Annotated in this window: 13 protein-coding genes; 11 read left to right on the top strand and 2 right to left on the bottom strand. The window is 69.1% G+C overall.

Translation table 11 applies throughout. The annotated features are described in order from the left end of the window. Position 1 precedes the first annotated feature (1 nt). From ABTV10_RS10065 to truB, 3 genes are read left to right on the top strand one after another with little or no spacing between them, the layout of a single operon-like run. Positions 2 to 925 carry a metallophosphoesterase family protein gene (locus ABTV10_RS10065; protein ID WP_499034439.1) on the top strand — a complete coding sequence of 308 codons (924 nt, stop codon included), beginning with the start codon at positions 2 to 4 and terminating at the stop codon, positions 923 to 925. A gap of 13 nt (positions 926 to 938) precedes the next feature. After that, positions 939 to 1,610, top strand: coding sequence for a 4'-phosphopantetheinyl transferase Npt (gene npt, locus ABTV10_RS10070; protein WP_499034442.1), 672 nt, complete (start codon positions 939 to 941; stop codon positions 1,608 to 1,610). A gap of 25 nt (positions 1,611 to 1,635) precedes the next feature. Beyond that, positions 1,636 to 2,565 carry a tRNA pseudouridine(55) synthase TruB gene (gene truB / locus ABTV10_RS10075; protein ID WP_499034444.1) on the top strand — a complete coding sequence of 310 codons (930 nt, stop codon included), beginning with the start codon at positions 1,636 to 1,638 and terminating at the stop codon, positions 2,563 to 2,565. Positions 2,566 to 2,600: 35 nt separating this feature from the next. On the opposite strand, the gene ABTV10_RS10080 is transcribed toward truB, so the two are convergent. After that, positions 2,601 to 3,317, bottom strand: a complete 717-nt coding sequence (locus ABTV10_RS10080; RefSeq protein ID WP_499034445.1) for a metal-dependent transcriptional regulator — start codon at positions 3,315 to 3,317, stop codon at positions 2,601 to 2,603. 94 nt (positions 3,318 to 3,411) lie between these two features. Between ABTV10_RS10080 and ABTV10_RS10085 the strand changes: the two genes are divergently transcribed. From ABTV10_RS10085 to ABTV10_RS10105, 5 genes are all read left to right on the top strand, one after another. Then, complete coding sequence (locus tag ABTV10_RS10085) at positions 3,412 to 4,392, top strand: bifunctional riboflavin kinase/FAD synthetase (RefSeq protein WP_499034447.1); 981 nt, start codon at positions 3,412 to 3,414, stop codon at positions 4,390 to 4,392. A gap of 146 nt (positions 4,393 to 4,538) precedes the next feature. After that, on the top strand, positions 4,539 to 4,808 hold the full coding sequence (rpsO, locus tag ABTV10_RS10090) for a 30S ribosomal protein S15 (protein ID WP_127915894.1): 270 nt from the start codon (positions 4,539 to 4,541) through the stop codon (positions 4,806 to 4,808). Between the two features lie 272 nt (positions 4,809 to 5,080). Then, positions 5,081 to 7,351, top strand: coding sequence for a polyribonucleotide nucleotidyltransferase (locus ABTV10_RS10095; RefSeq protein ID WP_433612245.1), 2,271 nt, complete (start codon positions 5,081 to 5,083; stop codon positions 7,349 to 7,351). A 178-nt stretch (positions 7,352 to 7,529) separates the two neighbouring features. Further along, a complete protein-coding gene (locus ABTV10_RS10100) occupies positions 7,530 to 8,870 on the top strand; it encodes a M16 family metallopeptidase (protein ID WP_433612247.1) in 1,341 nt (446 codons plus the stop codon). A gap of 38 nt (positions 8,871 to 8,908) precedes the next feature. Then, positions 8,909 to 10,015 (top strand): alcohol dehydrogenase catalytic domain-containing protein, encoded by a 1,107-nt coding sequence (locus tag ABTV10_RS10105; protein WP_499034449.1) that lies wholly within the window; start codon positions 8,909 to 8,911, stop codon positions 10,013 to 10,015. 18 nt (positions 10,016 to 10,033) lie between these two features. Here ABTV10_RS10105 and ABTV10_RS10110 read toward each other — a convergent pair whose 3' ends face one another. Continuing rightward, the gene (locus ABTV10_RS10110; RefSeq protein ID WP_499034452.1) at positions 10,034 to 12,421 is read right to left on the bottom strand and encodes an arylsulfatase; all 2,388 of its coding nucleotides are present in this window, start codon (positions 12,419 to 12,421) and stop codon (positions 10,034 to 10,036) included. Positions 12,422 to 12,681: 260 nt separating this feature from the next. On the opposite strand from ABTV10_RS10110, the gene ABTV10_RS10115 reads away from it, so the two are divergent. From ABTV10_RS10115 to ABTV10_RS10125, 3 genes are all read left to right on the top strand, one after another. Further along, on the top strand, positions 12,682 to 13,554 hold the full coding sequence (locus tag ABTV10_RS10115) for an SAM-dependent methyltransferase (RefSeq protein WP_499034453.1): 873 nt from the start codon (positions 12,682 to 12,684) through the stop codon (positions 13,552 to 13,554). 84 nt (positions 13,555 to 13,638) lie between these two features. Further along, a complete protein-coding gene (gene dapB, locus ABTV10_RS10120; RefSeq protein ID WP_499034455.1) occupies positions 13,639 to 14,397 on the top strand; it encodes a 4-hydroxy-tetrahydrodipicolinate reductase in 759 nt (252 codons plus the stop codon). Next, positions 14,394 to 14,861: a hypothetical protein gene (locus ABTV10_RS10125; protein ID WP_433612255.1), complete on the top strand. Its 468-nt coding sequence runs from the start codon at positions 14,394 to 14,396 to the stop codon at positions 14,859 to 14,861. The genes dapB and ABTV10_RS10125 overlap by 4 nt, the downstream gene beginning before the upstream one ends. The last annotated feature ends 3 nt before the right edge of the window (positions 14,862 to 14,864 follow it).

The following is a 14,864-nucleotide window of genomic DNA, read 5'->3' on the forward strand; positions in this document are numbered from 1 at the left end:
TGTGGCAGGCAAGTTGATGGCGGTGAGCGACACGCACGTCGGGCACCGGGGGAATCGGCCGATCACCGAGGAGATCTTCCCGGACTCGCCCGACGACTGGCTGATCGTCGCGGGCGACGTGTCGGAGAAGGTCGACGACATTCGCTGGGCGCTGACGCTGCTGAAGAGTCGGTTCGCGAAGGTGATCTGGGTGCCGGGCAACCACGAGTTGTGGACCACCGCGAAGGACCCCGTGCAGATGCACGGCAAGGCGCGCTACGACTACCTGGTCGACATGTGCCGCGAGATCGGTGTGCTCACCCCCGAGGACCCGTATCCGGTGTGGGAGGGCGAGGGCGGCCCCGCCACGGTCGTCCCGATGTTCCTGCTGTACGACTACACGTTCCTGCCCACCGGCGCGACCGACAAGGCCGACGGGTTGCGGATCGCCCGGGACAGGAACGTCGTCGCGACCGACGAGTTCCTGCTGTCGTCGGAGCCGTACGCCACCCGCGACGCCTGGTGCCGCGCGCGCCTCGAGGAGACCCGGACGCGACTCGACGCGCTCGACCTGTCGGTTCCGACGATCCTGATCAACCACTTCCCGCTGGTGCGTCAGCCCACCGAGGTCCTGTACTACCCGGAGTTCGCGTTGTGGTGCGGCACCGTGGAGACCGCGGACTGGCACACCCGCTACAACGCCGCCTGCTGCGTCTACGGTCACCTACACATCCCACGCACCACCTACTACGACGGCGTCCGGTTCGAGGAGGTGTCGGTCGGCTACCCGCGGGAGTGGCAGCGCCGCGGGCTCCCCGACAAGCTGTTGCGGCAGATCCTGCCGGTGCCCGAGTACGGTCCCGGCACGCTCAACAAGTTCGGCGGACACTTCCGGATCACCGCGGAGCAGGAAGCCGAATACGAGCGCATGCGGGCACAACGATGACAGGGGAGTCGGATTGATCGAGAGCATTCTGCCCAGCGGCGTCGCGTCGGCCGAGCTGTTCGAGGACCCGCCGGGGCTGCAGCCGCATCCGCAGGAGGAAGCGCTGATCGCCCGCGCGGTCGAGAAGCGTCGCCGCGAGTTCATCGGCGCCCGTCACTGCGCCCGGCTGGCGATGGCGGACCTGGGTGTGGAGCCGGGCCCGATTCTGCGGGGCGACAAGGGATCTCCCGTCTGGCCCCGCGGAGTCGTGGGGAGTCTGACGCACTGCGACGGTTATCGCGCCGCCGTGCTCGGCTACGCGATGCAGGTGCGCTCGGTGGGCATCGACGCCGAACCGAACGGCCCGCTGCCCGACGGCGTGCTCGACGCCGTCAGCCTGCGCGAGGAGCGGGAGTGGCTCGCCGCGGTCGAACCCTCGCCGGTGCACTGGGACCGGCTGCTGTTCTGCGCCAAGGAGACGACGTACAAGGCGTGGTTCCCGCTCACCGGTCGCTGGCTCGGCTTCGAGGACGCCCACATCACGTTCGCGGACGGCACCGAGACCGCCGACGGGATGACCGGTACCTTCCACTCTCGCCTGCTGGTGCCCGGCGACACCACCGACGGCGGCGCCCCGCTCGCGAGCTTCGACGGCCGCTGGCTCGTCGCGGACGGCCTGATCGTCACTGCAATTTCGGTGAGCTGACCGGCGGCTGGCAGAATCGGACCACGTGCCCAAGTCTGAGAAAACGTCCTCCGGCCTCGTCGGCGCCGGCCTACTGATCGTCGACAAGGACGCCGGGATGACCAGCCACGACGTCGTCTCCCGGTGCCGGAAACTGCTGAACACCCGCAAGGTCGGACACGCCGGCACGCTCGACCCGATGGCGACCGGGGTGCTGATCCTCGGCGTGGAGCGCGCGACCAAGCTGCTCGGTCTGTTGGCGCTGACCACCAAGTCGTACAGCGCGACCATCCGGCTCGGTCAGGCCACCACGACCGACGACGCCGAGGGCGAGACTCTCGCGGTGACGGACGCGTCCGGGATCACCGACGAACAGATCGCGACCGAGATCGCCCGGCTCACCGGCGATATCCAGCAGGTGCCGGCCACGGTCAGCGCGATCAAGGTCGACGGCAAGCGCGCGCATGCGATGGTCCGGGCAGGTGAGGAAGTGACGCTGGCCGCGCGTCCGGTCACCGTCTCCCGGTTCGACGTCCTCGCGCGGCGAGACGTCCCGGGGGCGGACGGAGCGGCTTTCGTGGACCTCGACGTCGAGGTCGACTGCTCGTCCGGCACCTACATCCGGGCACTCGCGCGTGACCTCGGCGAGGCGCTCGGCGTCGGTGGCCATCTCACCGCGCTGCGCCGCACCGCCGTCGGACCGTTCACCCTCGAACACGCCCGCACCCTCGGGCAGCTCGCCGACGAGCCCGGGGTCAGCCTCGACATCGACGAGGCCGCCCAGACGGCGTTCCCACACCGACAGATCAGCGCCGACGAGGCCGAATCGCTCAGCCAGGGCCGCTGGCTCGAACCGATCGGCATGAAGGGTGTCTACGCCACGATCGACCCGGACGGCAACACCATCGCCCTCGTCCAGGAACGGGGCAAGCGGGCCAGTTCGGTGATGGTGGTACGTCCGGCGACGCTGCAGTAGCCCGTGCGCTCGCGGTGGGCGCGGTGAGCCCGCGCCTAGACGAGCCAGATTGCCTGTGCGGCAGGGTTGCCGAGATCGACCGCCCCGGCATCCGGATCGGTGCCGAGGCGGATCGACACGGTTCCGGCGTAGTCGCGGCGTTCGACGACGGTGATCTCGGTGTCGAGTGCGATGCCCACCGAGTCGAAGTAGCGCAGCATGGCCGGATCGGCGTCCGAGATGCGGGCGACGCGCCCGGAGTCGCCGTCCTGGAAATCGCTGAGCTGCCGGGCCGGCGGCGTGGGTACCGAGCCGTCCGCCGCCGGGATCGGGTCGCCGTGCGGGTCGCGTTCGGGGAACCCGAGTTTGGCGTCCATTCGGTCGATCATGCGGTCGGAGACGGCGTGCTCGAGCACCTCGGCCTCGTCGTGGACCTCGTCCCACCCGTAGCCGAGCTCGTTCACCAGGAAGGTCTCGATCAGTCGGTGGCGGCGCACCATCGACACCGCGGCCGACCGGCCGGCCTCGGTGAGCGCGATCGACCCGTACCGGGCGTGGTCGACGAGCCCCTGGTCGGACAGCTTGCGGATGGCCTCGGAAACGGTGGACGCCGAGACGCCGATCCGCTCGGAGAGCAGCTTGGTGGAGACGCGTTCGCGGGACCACTCCTGCACGGTCCAGATGACCTTGAGATAGTCCTGTGCCACCGCCGACAGGGTCTCCGGGCGGGGCACCTCGCTCGGGGCATTCACATCTGACTTCTGAGTGGCCACGACTACGAGCTTAGGCAACCGTCACCCCGGACACACATCAACTCCCGGCGTCCCGAGCGTGACCGGCGTCTGCTGTGGCCGTAGGCTGCCACCTGTGCAGAGATGGCGAGGTCTGGACGATGTGCCGGCGGACTGGGGGCGTTGCGTCCTGACGATCGGCGTTTTCGACGGCGTGCATCGTGGGCACGCGCAGCTGATCTCGAGGGCGGTCGATGCCGCTCGCGAGCGTGGAATTCCCAGTGTGGTCATGACATTCGATCCCCACCCGGCAGAGGTGGTGCGCCCGGGCAGCCACCCCGCTCAGCTGACGACGTTGCCGCGGCGCGCCGAACTGGTCGAGGAGTTGGGCGTCGACGTCTTCTGCGTCATGCCCTTCACGAGCGAATTCATGCGGCTCACCCCGGAGCGTTACGTACACGAGATCCTGGTCGAGCGGCTCCACGTCGCGGAGGTCGTGGTCGGTGAGAACTTCACGTTCGGACGCAAGGCGGCGGGCAACGTGGATCTGCTGCGGGAGACGGGCGCTCGGTTCGGCTTCGCGGTCGACGGCGTCAGCCTGCTCGCCGAGCATGCCGTGACGTTCTCCTCGACCTACATCCGGTCGTGCGTGGACGCGGGCGACGTCGCCGCGGCCGCGGAGGCGCTGGGACGACCGCACCGCGTCGAGGGTGTCGTGGTCCACGGCGACGGACGCGGGCGCGGCCTGGGATTCCCGACCGCGAACATCGCGCCGCCGGTCTACTCCGCCATCCCCGCGGACGGGGTGTACGCGGCCTGGTTCACGGTGCTCGGTCCGGGCCCGGTGGAGGGCTCGGTGGAGCCGGGGCAGCGCTACAAGGCGGCGGTGTCCGTGGGAACGAACCCGACGTTCTCCGGCCGGACCCGCACCGTCGAGGCGTTCGTGCTCGACCGGGAAGCCGACCTGTACGGCCAGCACGTCGCGGTGGACTTCGTCGAGCGGGTGCGCGGCATGGAGAAGTTCGACTCGGTCGACGCGCTGATCGAGGAGATGGGACGCGACGCGGAGAAGGCCCGGAAGATCCTCACCGAGGACGCCGAGACCTCCCGGGGCTGACCGGAGACTGGGTGGTGTGCTCCGCCTGGTAGGATTTCCTGCTGGTGTGTGCTGCGGTTCGCGGCGGCCACGCCCATCGGAGTCTCCGGTTCTTGCCAGGTCTCCGATTTCCATTCACGCGGACGTCAGTTACAGGAGTGCACCAAGTGGCATTGACCACCGAGCAGAAGAAGCAGATCCTCGGCGAGTACGGCCTGCACGAGACCGACACCGGTTCGCCGGAGGCGCAGGTGGCCATGCTCACCAAGCGCATCGTCGATCTCACCGAGCACCTGAAGCAGCACAAGCACGACCACCACTCGCGTCGTGGCCTGCTGCTGCTGGTCGGACGTCGTCGTCGTCTGCTCAAGTACGTGCAGAAGGTCGACATCGCCCGCTACCGCTCGCTCATCGAGCGTCTGGGCCTGCGCCGATAAGACGCGCTCACGGCGAGTCACTTCGCCGACCTCATCGATAGCCAGCGAGGCAATGCTTAGACTGAGCCTCGTTGGCTATCGGTGTTTGCAACACCATCGCCGCCCGCCCCGACAGTTGTGGCGTCGGTCTTCGGTAGTGGCCGTCCGGATGCATTCCGGCAGGCTTCGATCGACGGCCGCCTCCGCGCTGTGATGGGAGCGCAGCCACGACCAGGAGGGTCGTGGCGCCCGTGCGGGTACGGCAAAAGACGAGAGGGAAGAGAAGAAAAGCAATGACAGTCAATTCCGCGATCGAGGTCGAAGAGGGCGTGTTCGAGTCCTCCGCCGTCATCGACAACGGGAGCTACGGCACCCGCACCATCCGTTTCGAGACCGGTCGCCTCGCGCAGCAGGCCGCCGGCTCCGTCGTCGCCTACCTGGACGACGAGACCATGCTGCTCTCGGCCACCACGGCCAGCAAGCAGCCCAAGGAGCACTTCGACTTCTTCCCGCTGACGGTCGACGTCGAGGAGCGCATGTACGCCGCGGGCCGCATCCCCGGCTCGTTCTTCCGCCGTGAGGGCCGCCCCTCCACCGACGCGATCCTCACCTGCCGTCTGATCGACCGGCCGCTGCGTCCGTCGTTCGTCGACGGTCTGCGCAACGAGATCCAGGTCGTCGTCACGGTCCTGAGCCTCGACCCCAAGGACCTGTACGACGTCGTCGCGATCAATGCCGCGTCCGCGTCCACCCAGATCGCGGGTCTGCCGTTCTCCGGCCCGGTCGGTGGCGTCCGCGTCGCGCTGATCACCTCGGACGAGAACAAGAGCGGCCAGTGGGTCGCGTTCCCGACCGTCGAGCAGCTCGAGAACGCCGTCTTCGACATGGTCGTCGCCGGCCGGATCGTCGCCGGTTCCGGTGACACCGCCGACGTCGCGATCATGATGGTCGAGGCCGAGGCCACCGAGAACGTCATCAGCCTGATCGACGGCGGCGCGCAGGCGCCGACCGAGGCGATCGTCGCCGAGGGTCTCGAGGCCGCCAAGCCGTTCATCGCCCGCCTGTGCGAGGCGCAGCAGGCGCTGGCCGAGAAGGCAGCCAAGCCCACCGGGGAGTACCCGCTGTTCCCGGCGTACCAGGACGACGTGTACGCCGCGGTCGAGGCCGCCGCCACCGAGAAGCTGTCGGCGGCGCTGTCCATCGCCGGCAAGCAGGAGCGCGACGACAAGACCGACGAGGTCAAGGTCGAGGTGCTCGAGCAGGTCGGTCCGCAGTTCGAGGGCCGCGAGAAGGAGATCGGCGCGGCGTTCCGCTCGCTGACGAAGAAGCTTGTGCGCCAGCGCATCCTGCGCGACCAGTTCCGCATCGACGGCCGCGGCATCACCGACATCCGGTCGCTGTCGGCCGAGGTCGCCGTGATCCCGCGGGCGCACGGTTCGGCGCTGTTCGAGCGTGGCGAGACCCAGATCATGGGCGTCACCACCCTCGACATGGTCAAGATGGCGCAGCAGATCGACTCGCTGGGCCCCGAGACCAGCAAGCGCTACATGCACCACTACAACTTCCCGCCGTACTCGACCGGTGAGACGGGCCGCGTCGGTTCGCCGAAGCGTCGCGAGATCGGTCACGGCGCCCTGGCCGAGCGCGCGCTGGTGCCCGTGCTGCCGAGCCAGGAGGAGTTCCCGTACGCGATCCGTCAGGTCTCGGAGGCGTTGGGCTCCAACGGTTCCACCTCGATGGGATCGGTGTGCGCCTCGACCCTCTCGCTGCTGAACGCCGGTGTGCCGCTCAAGGCTCCGGTGGCCGGCATCGCCATGGGCCTGGTCTCCGACGAGGTCGACGGCGAGACCCGCTACGTCGCGCTGACCGACATCCTCGGCGCCGAGGATGCCTTCGGTGACATGGACTTCAAGGTCGCCGGCACGAAGAACTTCGTGACGGCCCTGCAGCTCGACACCAAGCTCGACGGCATCCCGTCGCAGGTTCTCGCCGGCGCGCTGTCGCAGGCACACGATGCCCGCACCACGATCCTCGAGGTCATGGCCGAGGCGATCGAGAGCCCGGACGAGATGAGCCCGTACGCGCCGCGCATCACCACCATTAAGGTCCCCGTGGACAAGATCGGCGAGGTCATCGGCCCCAAGGGCAAGATGATCAACTCGATCACCGAGGAGACCGGCGCCAACATCTCCATCGAGGATGACGGCACGGTGTACGTCGGTGCGGCGGACGGCCCGTCCGCGCAGGCCGCGATCGACAAGATCAACGCCATCGCCAACCCGCAGCTGCCCAAGGTGGGCGAGCGCTTCCTCGGCACGGTCGTCAAGACCACCGCCTTTGGCGCGTTCGTCTCGCTGCTCCCGGGTCGCGACGGACTGGTGCACATCTCGAAGCTGGGCAACGGCAAGCGCATCGCCAAGGTCGAGGATGTCGTCAACGTCGGCACCAAGATCCGCGTCGAGATCGCGGACATCGACAACCGCGGCAAGATCTCGCTGATCCCTGTCGAAGAGGATGCAGCTGAGGCTCCCTCGGAGTCGGGCTCGGAGCCTGCTGCGGAGTAAATACCGCACAGCAGCACCTGCTTCCGGCCCCGCACGGTTCGTCCGTGCGGGGCCGGGGCTTTTGTTCCCGGTGTATCGTGGATCGACGTTCACCACCCTCCGCGATCTGTCCGGGACGCCATTCCGCGACAACGCCGGACACGGACATTTCGGGACGTAAGGAAACACGAACCGCCACATGGCTCAATCCCTCCGCGAGAAGCCCCAACGAGGCTCCGCACTCGACATGCATCCCCGCACCGGTGTGCAGCGCACCACACTTCCCGGTGGCCTCCGCGTGGTGACCGAACACGTGCCCGGCGTCCGCTCGGCGTCGGTCGGCGTCTGGGTGGGTGTCGGCTCGCGCGACGAGCAGCCCACCGTCGCGGGTGCCGCGCACTTCCTCGAACACCTGTTGTTCAAATCCACCCCCACGCGATCCGCGCTCGACATCGCGCAGATGATGGACGGCGTCGGCGGTGAACTCAACGCGTTCACCTCGAAGGAGCACACGTGCTTCTACGCGCACGTCCTCGACGACGATCTGCCGCTCGCGGTGGACCTCGTCAGCGACGTGGTGCTGCGTGGTCGGTGTCGGTCCGTCGACGTCGACGTCGAACGCCAGGTGGTGCTCGAGGAGATCTCGATGCGCGACGACGACCCCGAGGATCTGCTGGGCGACGCGTTCCTGACCGCGCTGTTCGGTGACCATCCTGTGGGCCGGCCGGTGATCGGGAGCATCGACTCGATCGAGTCGATGACCCGCACCCAGCTGCACTCCTTCCATGTGCGCCGCTACACGCCCGACCGGATGGTGGTCGCGGTGGCCGGCAACGTCGAGCACGAGCACACGGTAGAACTGGTCCGGCGGGCGTTCGGGGGCCACCTCGAGCGTGACGCCGAGCCGGCACCACGGCGCGAGGGCGCTATCCGGTTGCGGACCGCGCCGACGCTGAGTCTGACCAAGCGCGACAGCGAGCAGGCGCATCTCGCCCTCGGCGTGCGGGCATTCGGCCGGCACGAGGGGCACCGCTGGCCGCTGTCGGTTCTCAACGCCGCGGTCGGCGGCGGTTTGAGCTCCCGTCTGTTCCAGGAGATTCGGGAGGAGAGGGGACTGGCGTACTCGGTCTACTCCGGGGTGGACACGTTCGCCGATACCGGCGCATTCTCCGTATACGCAGGATGTCAGCCCGAGAACCTCGGCGAGGTTGCGACGCTGATCCGCGAGGTCCTCGCGAACGTCGCGTCGGACGGCATCACCGACGCCGAGTGTGCCCGGGCGAAGGGTTCGCTGCGCGGAGCCCTCGTCCTGGGCCTCGAGGACTCCGGGTCGCGGATGAACCGGATCGGTCGCAGCGAGCTCAATTACGGCAATCACCAGTCGGTTTCGGAGACGCTGGCGCGCATCGACGAGGTCACCACCGACGAGGTGCGGGAGGTGGCGCGGGTGTTGCTGGCGCGCCCCTTCGCGGCCTCGGTGGTCGGTCCGTACCGGCGTAAGCGGGACCTGCCGGCCTCGGTGCGGGGGATCGTCCGGTAGCGGCGGAATCCCGACACTGTCGGGAGAAGGGGAGCGGCATGCGGATTCGTGGAGCGGTACTCGAGGAGATCGGCCGGCCGCGACCGTACGCCCGGTCGATGCCCATCGCGGTCACCGACCTCGAGCTCGATCCGCCGGGCCCGGGCGAGATCCTCGTCCGGATGGAGGCGGCCGGCCTCTGCCACTCGGATCTGTCCGTGGTCGACGGGAATCGCGTGCGCCCGGTCCCGATGCTGCTGGGGCACGAGGCGGCCGGGCGCGTCGAGGAACTGGGGCCCGGTGTCGACGACCTCGAGGTGGGCCGGCGGGTGGTCATGACGTTCCTGCCGCGATGCGGCAAATGCGACGGCTGTGCCACGGGCGGGCGGTTGCCCTGCGGGCCGGGCAGCGCGGCGAACGGTGCCGGTGCGCTGCTCGCCGGCGGCAGGCGTCTGCACCGCCGCGGTTCCGTGGTTCATCACCACCTCGGGGTGTCGGGTTTCGCGACGCACGCCGTGGTGGACCGCCGATCGGTGGTGCCGGTCGACGACGACGTACCGGCCGACGTCGCTGCCGTGCTCGGCTGTGCGGTGCTCACGGGTGGCGGGGCCGTCCTCAACGCGGGTCGCCCCCGGCCCGGCGACCGGGTGATGGTGGTGGGACTCGGCGGAGTGGGCATGGCGGCGGTCCTCACGGCCGTGGCGGCCGGGGTACGGGACGTCATCGGTGTCGACCCGGTTCCCGAAAAACTGGACACGGCACAGAGGTTGGGATCGGCCGCGGTGTACACCCCGGACCAGGTCGACGAACTCGGTGTGCGCGCGGACGTGGTGGTCGAGGCGGCGGGCAGCGCGCGGGCATTCGAGGTCGCGGTCCGGGCCACGGCGCCCGGTGGTACGACCGTCACGGTCGGGCTGCCGGCGCCGGACGCCACCGCGTCCGTCTCGCCGCTGACCCTGGTCGCGGAGGCGCGCACCATCGTGGGCAGCTACCTCGGCTCCGCGGTCCCCGCACGCGACATCCCCGCCTACGTCGATCTGTGGCGGCGCGGTCGGCTTCCCGTCGAGCAACTGATCTCGGCACGGATCGCGCTCGACGACGTCAACGCGGGCATGGATGCGCTCGCCGACGGCAGCGCGCTGCGCCAGGTGATCGTGTTCGGCTGAGCGCGGACGCCGCCGTGCTCATTGCCGGTACATCGCGACCCGCACGACGTCGGCCGGATCGACGAGGTGACCGTGGTCGTCGTCGCCGACGTCGATCTGCACCCAGTGGATCCGCCCGGTGAACGCGTTGTCGCCGCGGGGATAGTCGGGTGTGACGGTCGACTGGCCGTCCCGTCCGACGTCGGTGAACTCGTACCCGAACCCGATGGGCTCGGTGCGCTCGAGGCGCCCCGAACCCACCGGCTGTCCGTCGGTGAACAGCGTGATCGTCCCACCCCGGCCGAGCCCGCCGCCGTCGTACGCGAATTCGACGCGCACCTGGTGCGTGCCGGGAGGCGCCGGTTGTCCGGCGCGCACGTGCGTCCGTTCGAGGCCGAAGAGGTTGTAGCAGAACGTGGGTCGTCCGTCCTTGAAGTAGAACGCCCATCCTCCGGCGTGCCCGCCGAGGGTGAGGATCACGCCGTTCGCGGCGGTCGCAGGATCCTCGGGAACATCCACGTGCGCGGTCAGCGACCAGGACCGGTTGCGCCAGTTGACGATGTGCATCTCGAGCAGCCCGCCCATGCCGGGCAACAGCACTTGGCGCGTGCCGGGGGCGAGGCTCGGTTTGCCCGAGATCTTCGGCAGGACCCGTTCGAACAGGCGGTCGTCGAGGGGGAAGACGCGGTTGCGTGTCGCCTCGATCAGGAACAGCCGTTGCATCTCGTGCAGGCGATCGGGGTGCTCCACCGACAGGTCACGGGACTGCGTCCAGTCGGACGCGGTGTCGTAGAGCTCCCACACGTCGTCGTCGAACCCGATCCCGGCGCTGCCGACGGTCTGCCACGGTGTCCGGTGCTTGGTGACCGCCGTCCAGCCCCGATGGTAGATCCCGCGGTTGCCGAACATCTCGAAGTACTGCGTGACGTGGCGGTCCGGCGCGGCGGCGTCGTCGAAGCAGTACGTCATGTCGACGCCGTCGATCGCGTCCTGCCGCACCCCCTTGACGGTCGTCGGCGCCGGGATTCGTGCCGCCGCGAGGACCGTGGGGACGATGTCGATGACGTGATGGAACTGGTGCCGCAGTTCCCCGCGCGCGGCGAAACCGTGCGGCCAGTGCACGACGGTCCCGTTGCGCGTTCCGCCCCAGTGCGACGCGATCTGCTTGGTCCACTGGTAGGGCGTGTCCATCGCGTGCGCCCACCCCACCGCGTAGTGCGGTGACGACTCCGGCCCACCCAGCTTGTCGAGCTGGCTGGTGAGGAACTCGGGAGTCTCGATCCCGGCCATGCCGTTGAGGCTGATCAGCTCGTTGAACGTGCCCTGCAGCGTCCCCTCCGCGGAGGCGCCGTTGTCGCCGATGATGTAGAAGACCAGGGTGTCGTCGAGTGCTCCGAGTTCGTCGATCGCGTCGACCACCCGGCCCACCTGGTGGTCGGTGTGTTCGAGGAACCCGGCATAGTTCTCCATCTGCCGACGCAGCACCGGCAGCAACGCCGCGTCCATGTCCTCCCACGCGGGGATCGCCTCGTGCCGCCGGGTGAGTTCGGCGTCGGCCGGAACCACCCCGAGTTCCTTCTGACGCGCGAACGTCCGCTCCCGCAGCGCGTCCCAGCCGTCGTCGAAGCGGCCACGGTACTTGTCGGCCCACTCCTGCGGCACGTGGTGCGGCGCGTGGGTCGCGCCCGGAGCGAAGTAGAGCAGGAACGGTTTCTCCGGAGCCAGCGCCTTCTGCTGTCGCACCCAGGAGATCGCCCTGTCCGCCAGATCCTCGGTGAGGTGGTAGCCGTCCTCCGGGGTGCCCCACGGCTCGACCCGCCGGGTGCCCTCGTGCAGCGTCGGATACCACTGGTCGGTCTCGCCGCCGACGAAGCCGTAGAAGTACTCGAACCCGTTCCCCGGCGCGGGCCACCGGTCGAACGGCCCCACCGGGCTGGTCTCCCAGATCGGGACCTCGTGGCACTTGCCGACGTGTGCGGACGAATACCCGTTGAGGGTGAGGATCTCCGCCAGCGGAGCGCACGTGTCGGGACGCACCGATGTGTACCCGGGTGACGACGTCGCCATCTCCGTGATGCCACCCATGCCCACCCGGTGATGGTTGCGGCCGGTGAGGAGCGCGGCGCGGGTGGGGGAGCACAACGCGGTGGTGTGGAACCGGGTGTACTTCAGGCCGCCGCCGGCCAGTCGCTCCGCGGTGGGGGTGTCGACCGGGCCGCCGAACGCACTCGACGCCCCGAACCCGACGTCGTCGAGCAGCACGATCAGCACGTTCGGTGCACCCACGGGCGGCCGGAGCGGGCGGATCGGCGGGAACGTCGCGTCGGGATCCTTCGCGTCGTACAGGATCGTGCCCGTGTACGTCTCGGGTGGAATCGGAAGGATCTGCCTGCCGGTGTCCCTGCGGTACCCGTCGTTCGAATCCATCGCCGACGACCTCCTCGTGACGCGCACGCCGTCGGCGTCCGGCGCCGAGCAGCGGCGTCATCTGGTTCGACGGTACGTTCCCGGCGGCCGCTTTCGCAGGGGAATCTCAGCTTCCCGGCGGGGCCCGAGAGTAGCCTGGAACTGGCGCCGGTCGGGGCCGAGACCGCATCCGGGCCCGAGCGTCGGTGCCGCAACGCGAGCGAAAGACGTTGCACGGCAATCTTCTCCATTCGGATGATCGCGTCCTGGTGAGGTGCGAAATGAACGAACTGGCGGAATGGGACATCGTCACCGGTGTCGGGATCACGGCTCTCGGCGTCGCGGCCGGGCGGGCCATGGAGACCCATCGGCAGGACCGTCTGATCTCCGACCCGTACGCGGAGGCATTCGTGGAGGCGGCGGCCCCGCCGGTGCCGATGCCGACGCGACTCGACGAGGTCGACGACAGTGAGATCCCGTGGGGGTCGATGGCGACCTACATGGGAGTGCGGTCGAGGTTCTTCGACGACTACTTCGCCGCCGCGAGCGGCGCGGGTATCGACCAGGTGGTCCTGCTCGCGGTGGGGCTGGACGTCCGCGCGTTCCGGCTGGACTGGCCGGCCGGGACCACGGTCTACGAACTCGACGCTCCGCGGGTGCTGTCCTTCAAGGACGAGGTGCTGGCCGCACAGGACGCCCGTCCCCGTGCGGACCGGAGAGAGGTGGCGGTCGATCTTCGAGAGAACTGGTCTGTTCCTTTGCAGGACAAGGGATTCGACGGCGCCCGGAGGTCGGCATGGCTGGCCGAGGGGCTGCTCCCGTTCCTCCCCAACGAGGCGAAGGAGCGCCTTTTCCGATTCGTCACCGATCTGTCGGCGCCGGGTAGCCGTCTCGAGGTCGAACACTTCGACAACGTGCGAGGCGTCATGCAGGAGGACCGGATCCGTCGCATGAGCCAACTGTTCGGCATCGACATGGCGGCGATGTGGCGGGACGAGGAGGACTTCGCGGCGGCCGCGTGGCTCTCCGACCACGGGTGGGAAGTCGACGTCGTGCGCTCCGCCGAGGTGGCCGACGGGTTCGGGCGGACGCTCGAGGACGGCGACGTGCCCGTCGGGCAGTCGAGCGTGTTCATCACCGCCGTCCGTCTCTGACCGGCGTGCGTCGGATGCGTGCGCCGGATGCGCGCACCGTAGGCTTACGCCGAGCACATTCAGGGATTTGGACGGAGCGTGAACGTGACTTCAGCAGCACCCATCAGGGTCGGTGTTCTCGGTGCGAAGGGCAAGGTCGGCCGCGCGATGTGCGAGGCCGTCGAGCAGGCCGACGACCTGGAACTGGTGGCCGGCGTCGACCAGGGTGAGCGGATCGAGCACTTCGTCGACCAGCAGACGCAGGTCGTCATCGACTTCACGCACCCCGACGTCGTGATGGGCAACCTTCACTTCCTCATCTCCAACGGCATCCACGCGGTGGTCGGCACCACCGGCTTCGACGACGCCCGTCTCGCGCAGGTGCAGTCGTGGCTCGACGACAACCCGGGCGTGGGCGTGCTGATCGCCCCCAACTTCGCGATCGGTGCGGTGCTGTCGATGCGCTTCGCCGCCGCCGCGGCCCGCTTCTTCGACTCCGTCGAGGTCATCGAGTTGCACCACCCGAACAAGGCCGACGCGCCGTCCGGCACCGCGTACCGCACCGCGGCACTCATCGCGGAGGCACGCGAGAAGGCCGGTCGCGGACCGAGCCCCGATGCGACCACCACCGAACTCGAGGGCGCCCGCGGCGCGGACGTGAACGGCGTGCGGGTCCACTCGATTCGCCTGGCCGGTCTCGTCGCGCACCAGGAGGTGCTCCTCGGCACGCAGGGCGAGACCCTGACGATCCGGCACGACTCGATCGACCGGAACTCCTTCGCCCCCGGCGTGCTGCTGGGCGTGCGCGAGATCGGGCAGCGTCCTGGCCTCACCGTCGGCATCGACCCCCTGCTGGACCTGTGAAGAACCAGTCCACCCGCGTCGTCGTCGCGATCGCGGCGATCGTCGTCGCACTGTCGTTCTACTTCGTCCTCCTCGGCCAGCGCGGCATCGCACTGATCCAGGACGGCCGCGCCGTGCCGGTCGTGCTCGGCATCGCGGTGCTGGTGCTCCCGTTCCTCGGCGTGTGGATGGTCGTCGCGACCATCCGGTCCGGCCTGGCGCACCAGCACCTCGCCCGCCGCATCCACGACGAGGGCCTGGAACTCGACGTGGCGGACCTGCCGCGCCGCCCGTCCGGGCGCATCGAGCGTGACGCCGCCGACGCGCTGTTCGCTCAGGTCAAGCAGGAATGGGAGGCCGATCCCGACAACTGGCGCAACTCCTACCGGCTGGCACGTGCGTACGACTACGCGGGCGACCGCGGCCGGGCGCGGGACACCATGCGCCGTGCCGTCGCGCTCGAGAAGCTCGAGCGGGAGAGCTGACCG

Source organism: Paraburkholderia sp. RHO2 (assembly GCF_050955445.1).
Classification (GTDB): Bacteria; Actinomycetota; Actinomycetes; order Mycobacteriales; family Mycobacteriaceae; genus Prescottella; species Prescottella agglutinans_A.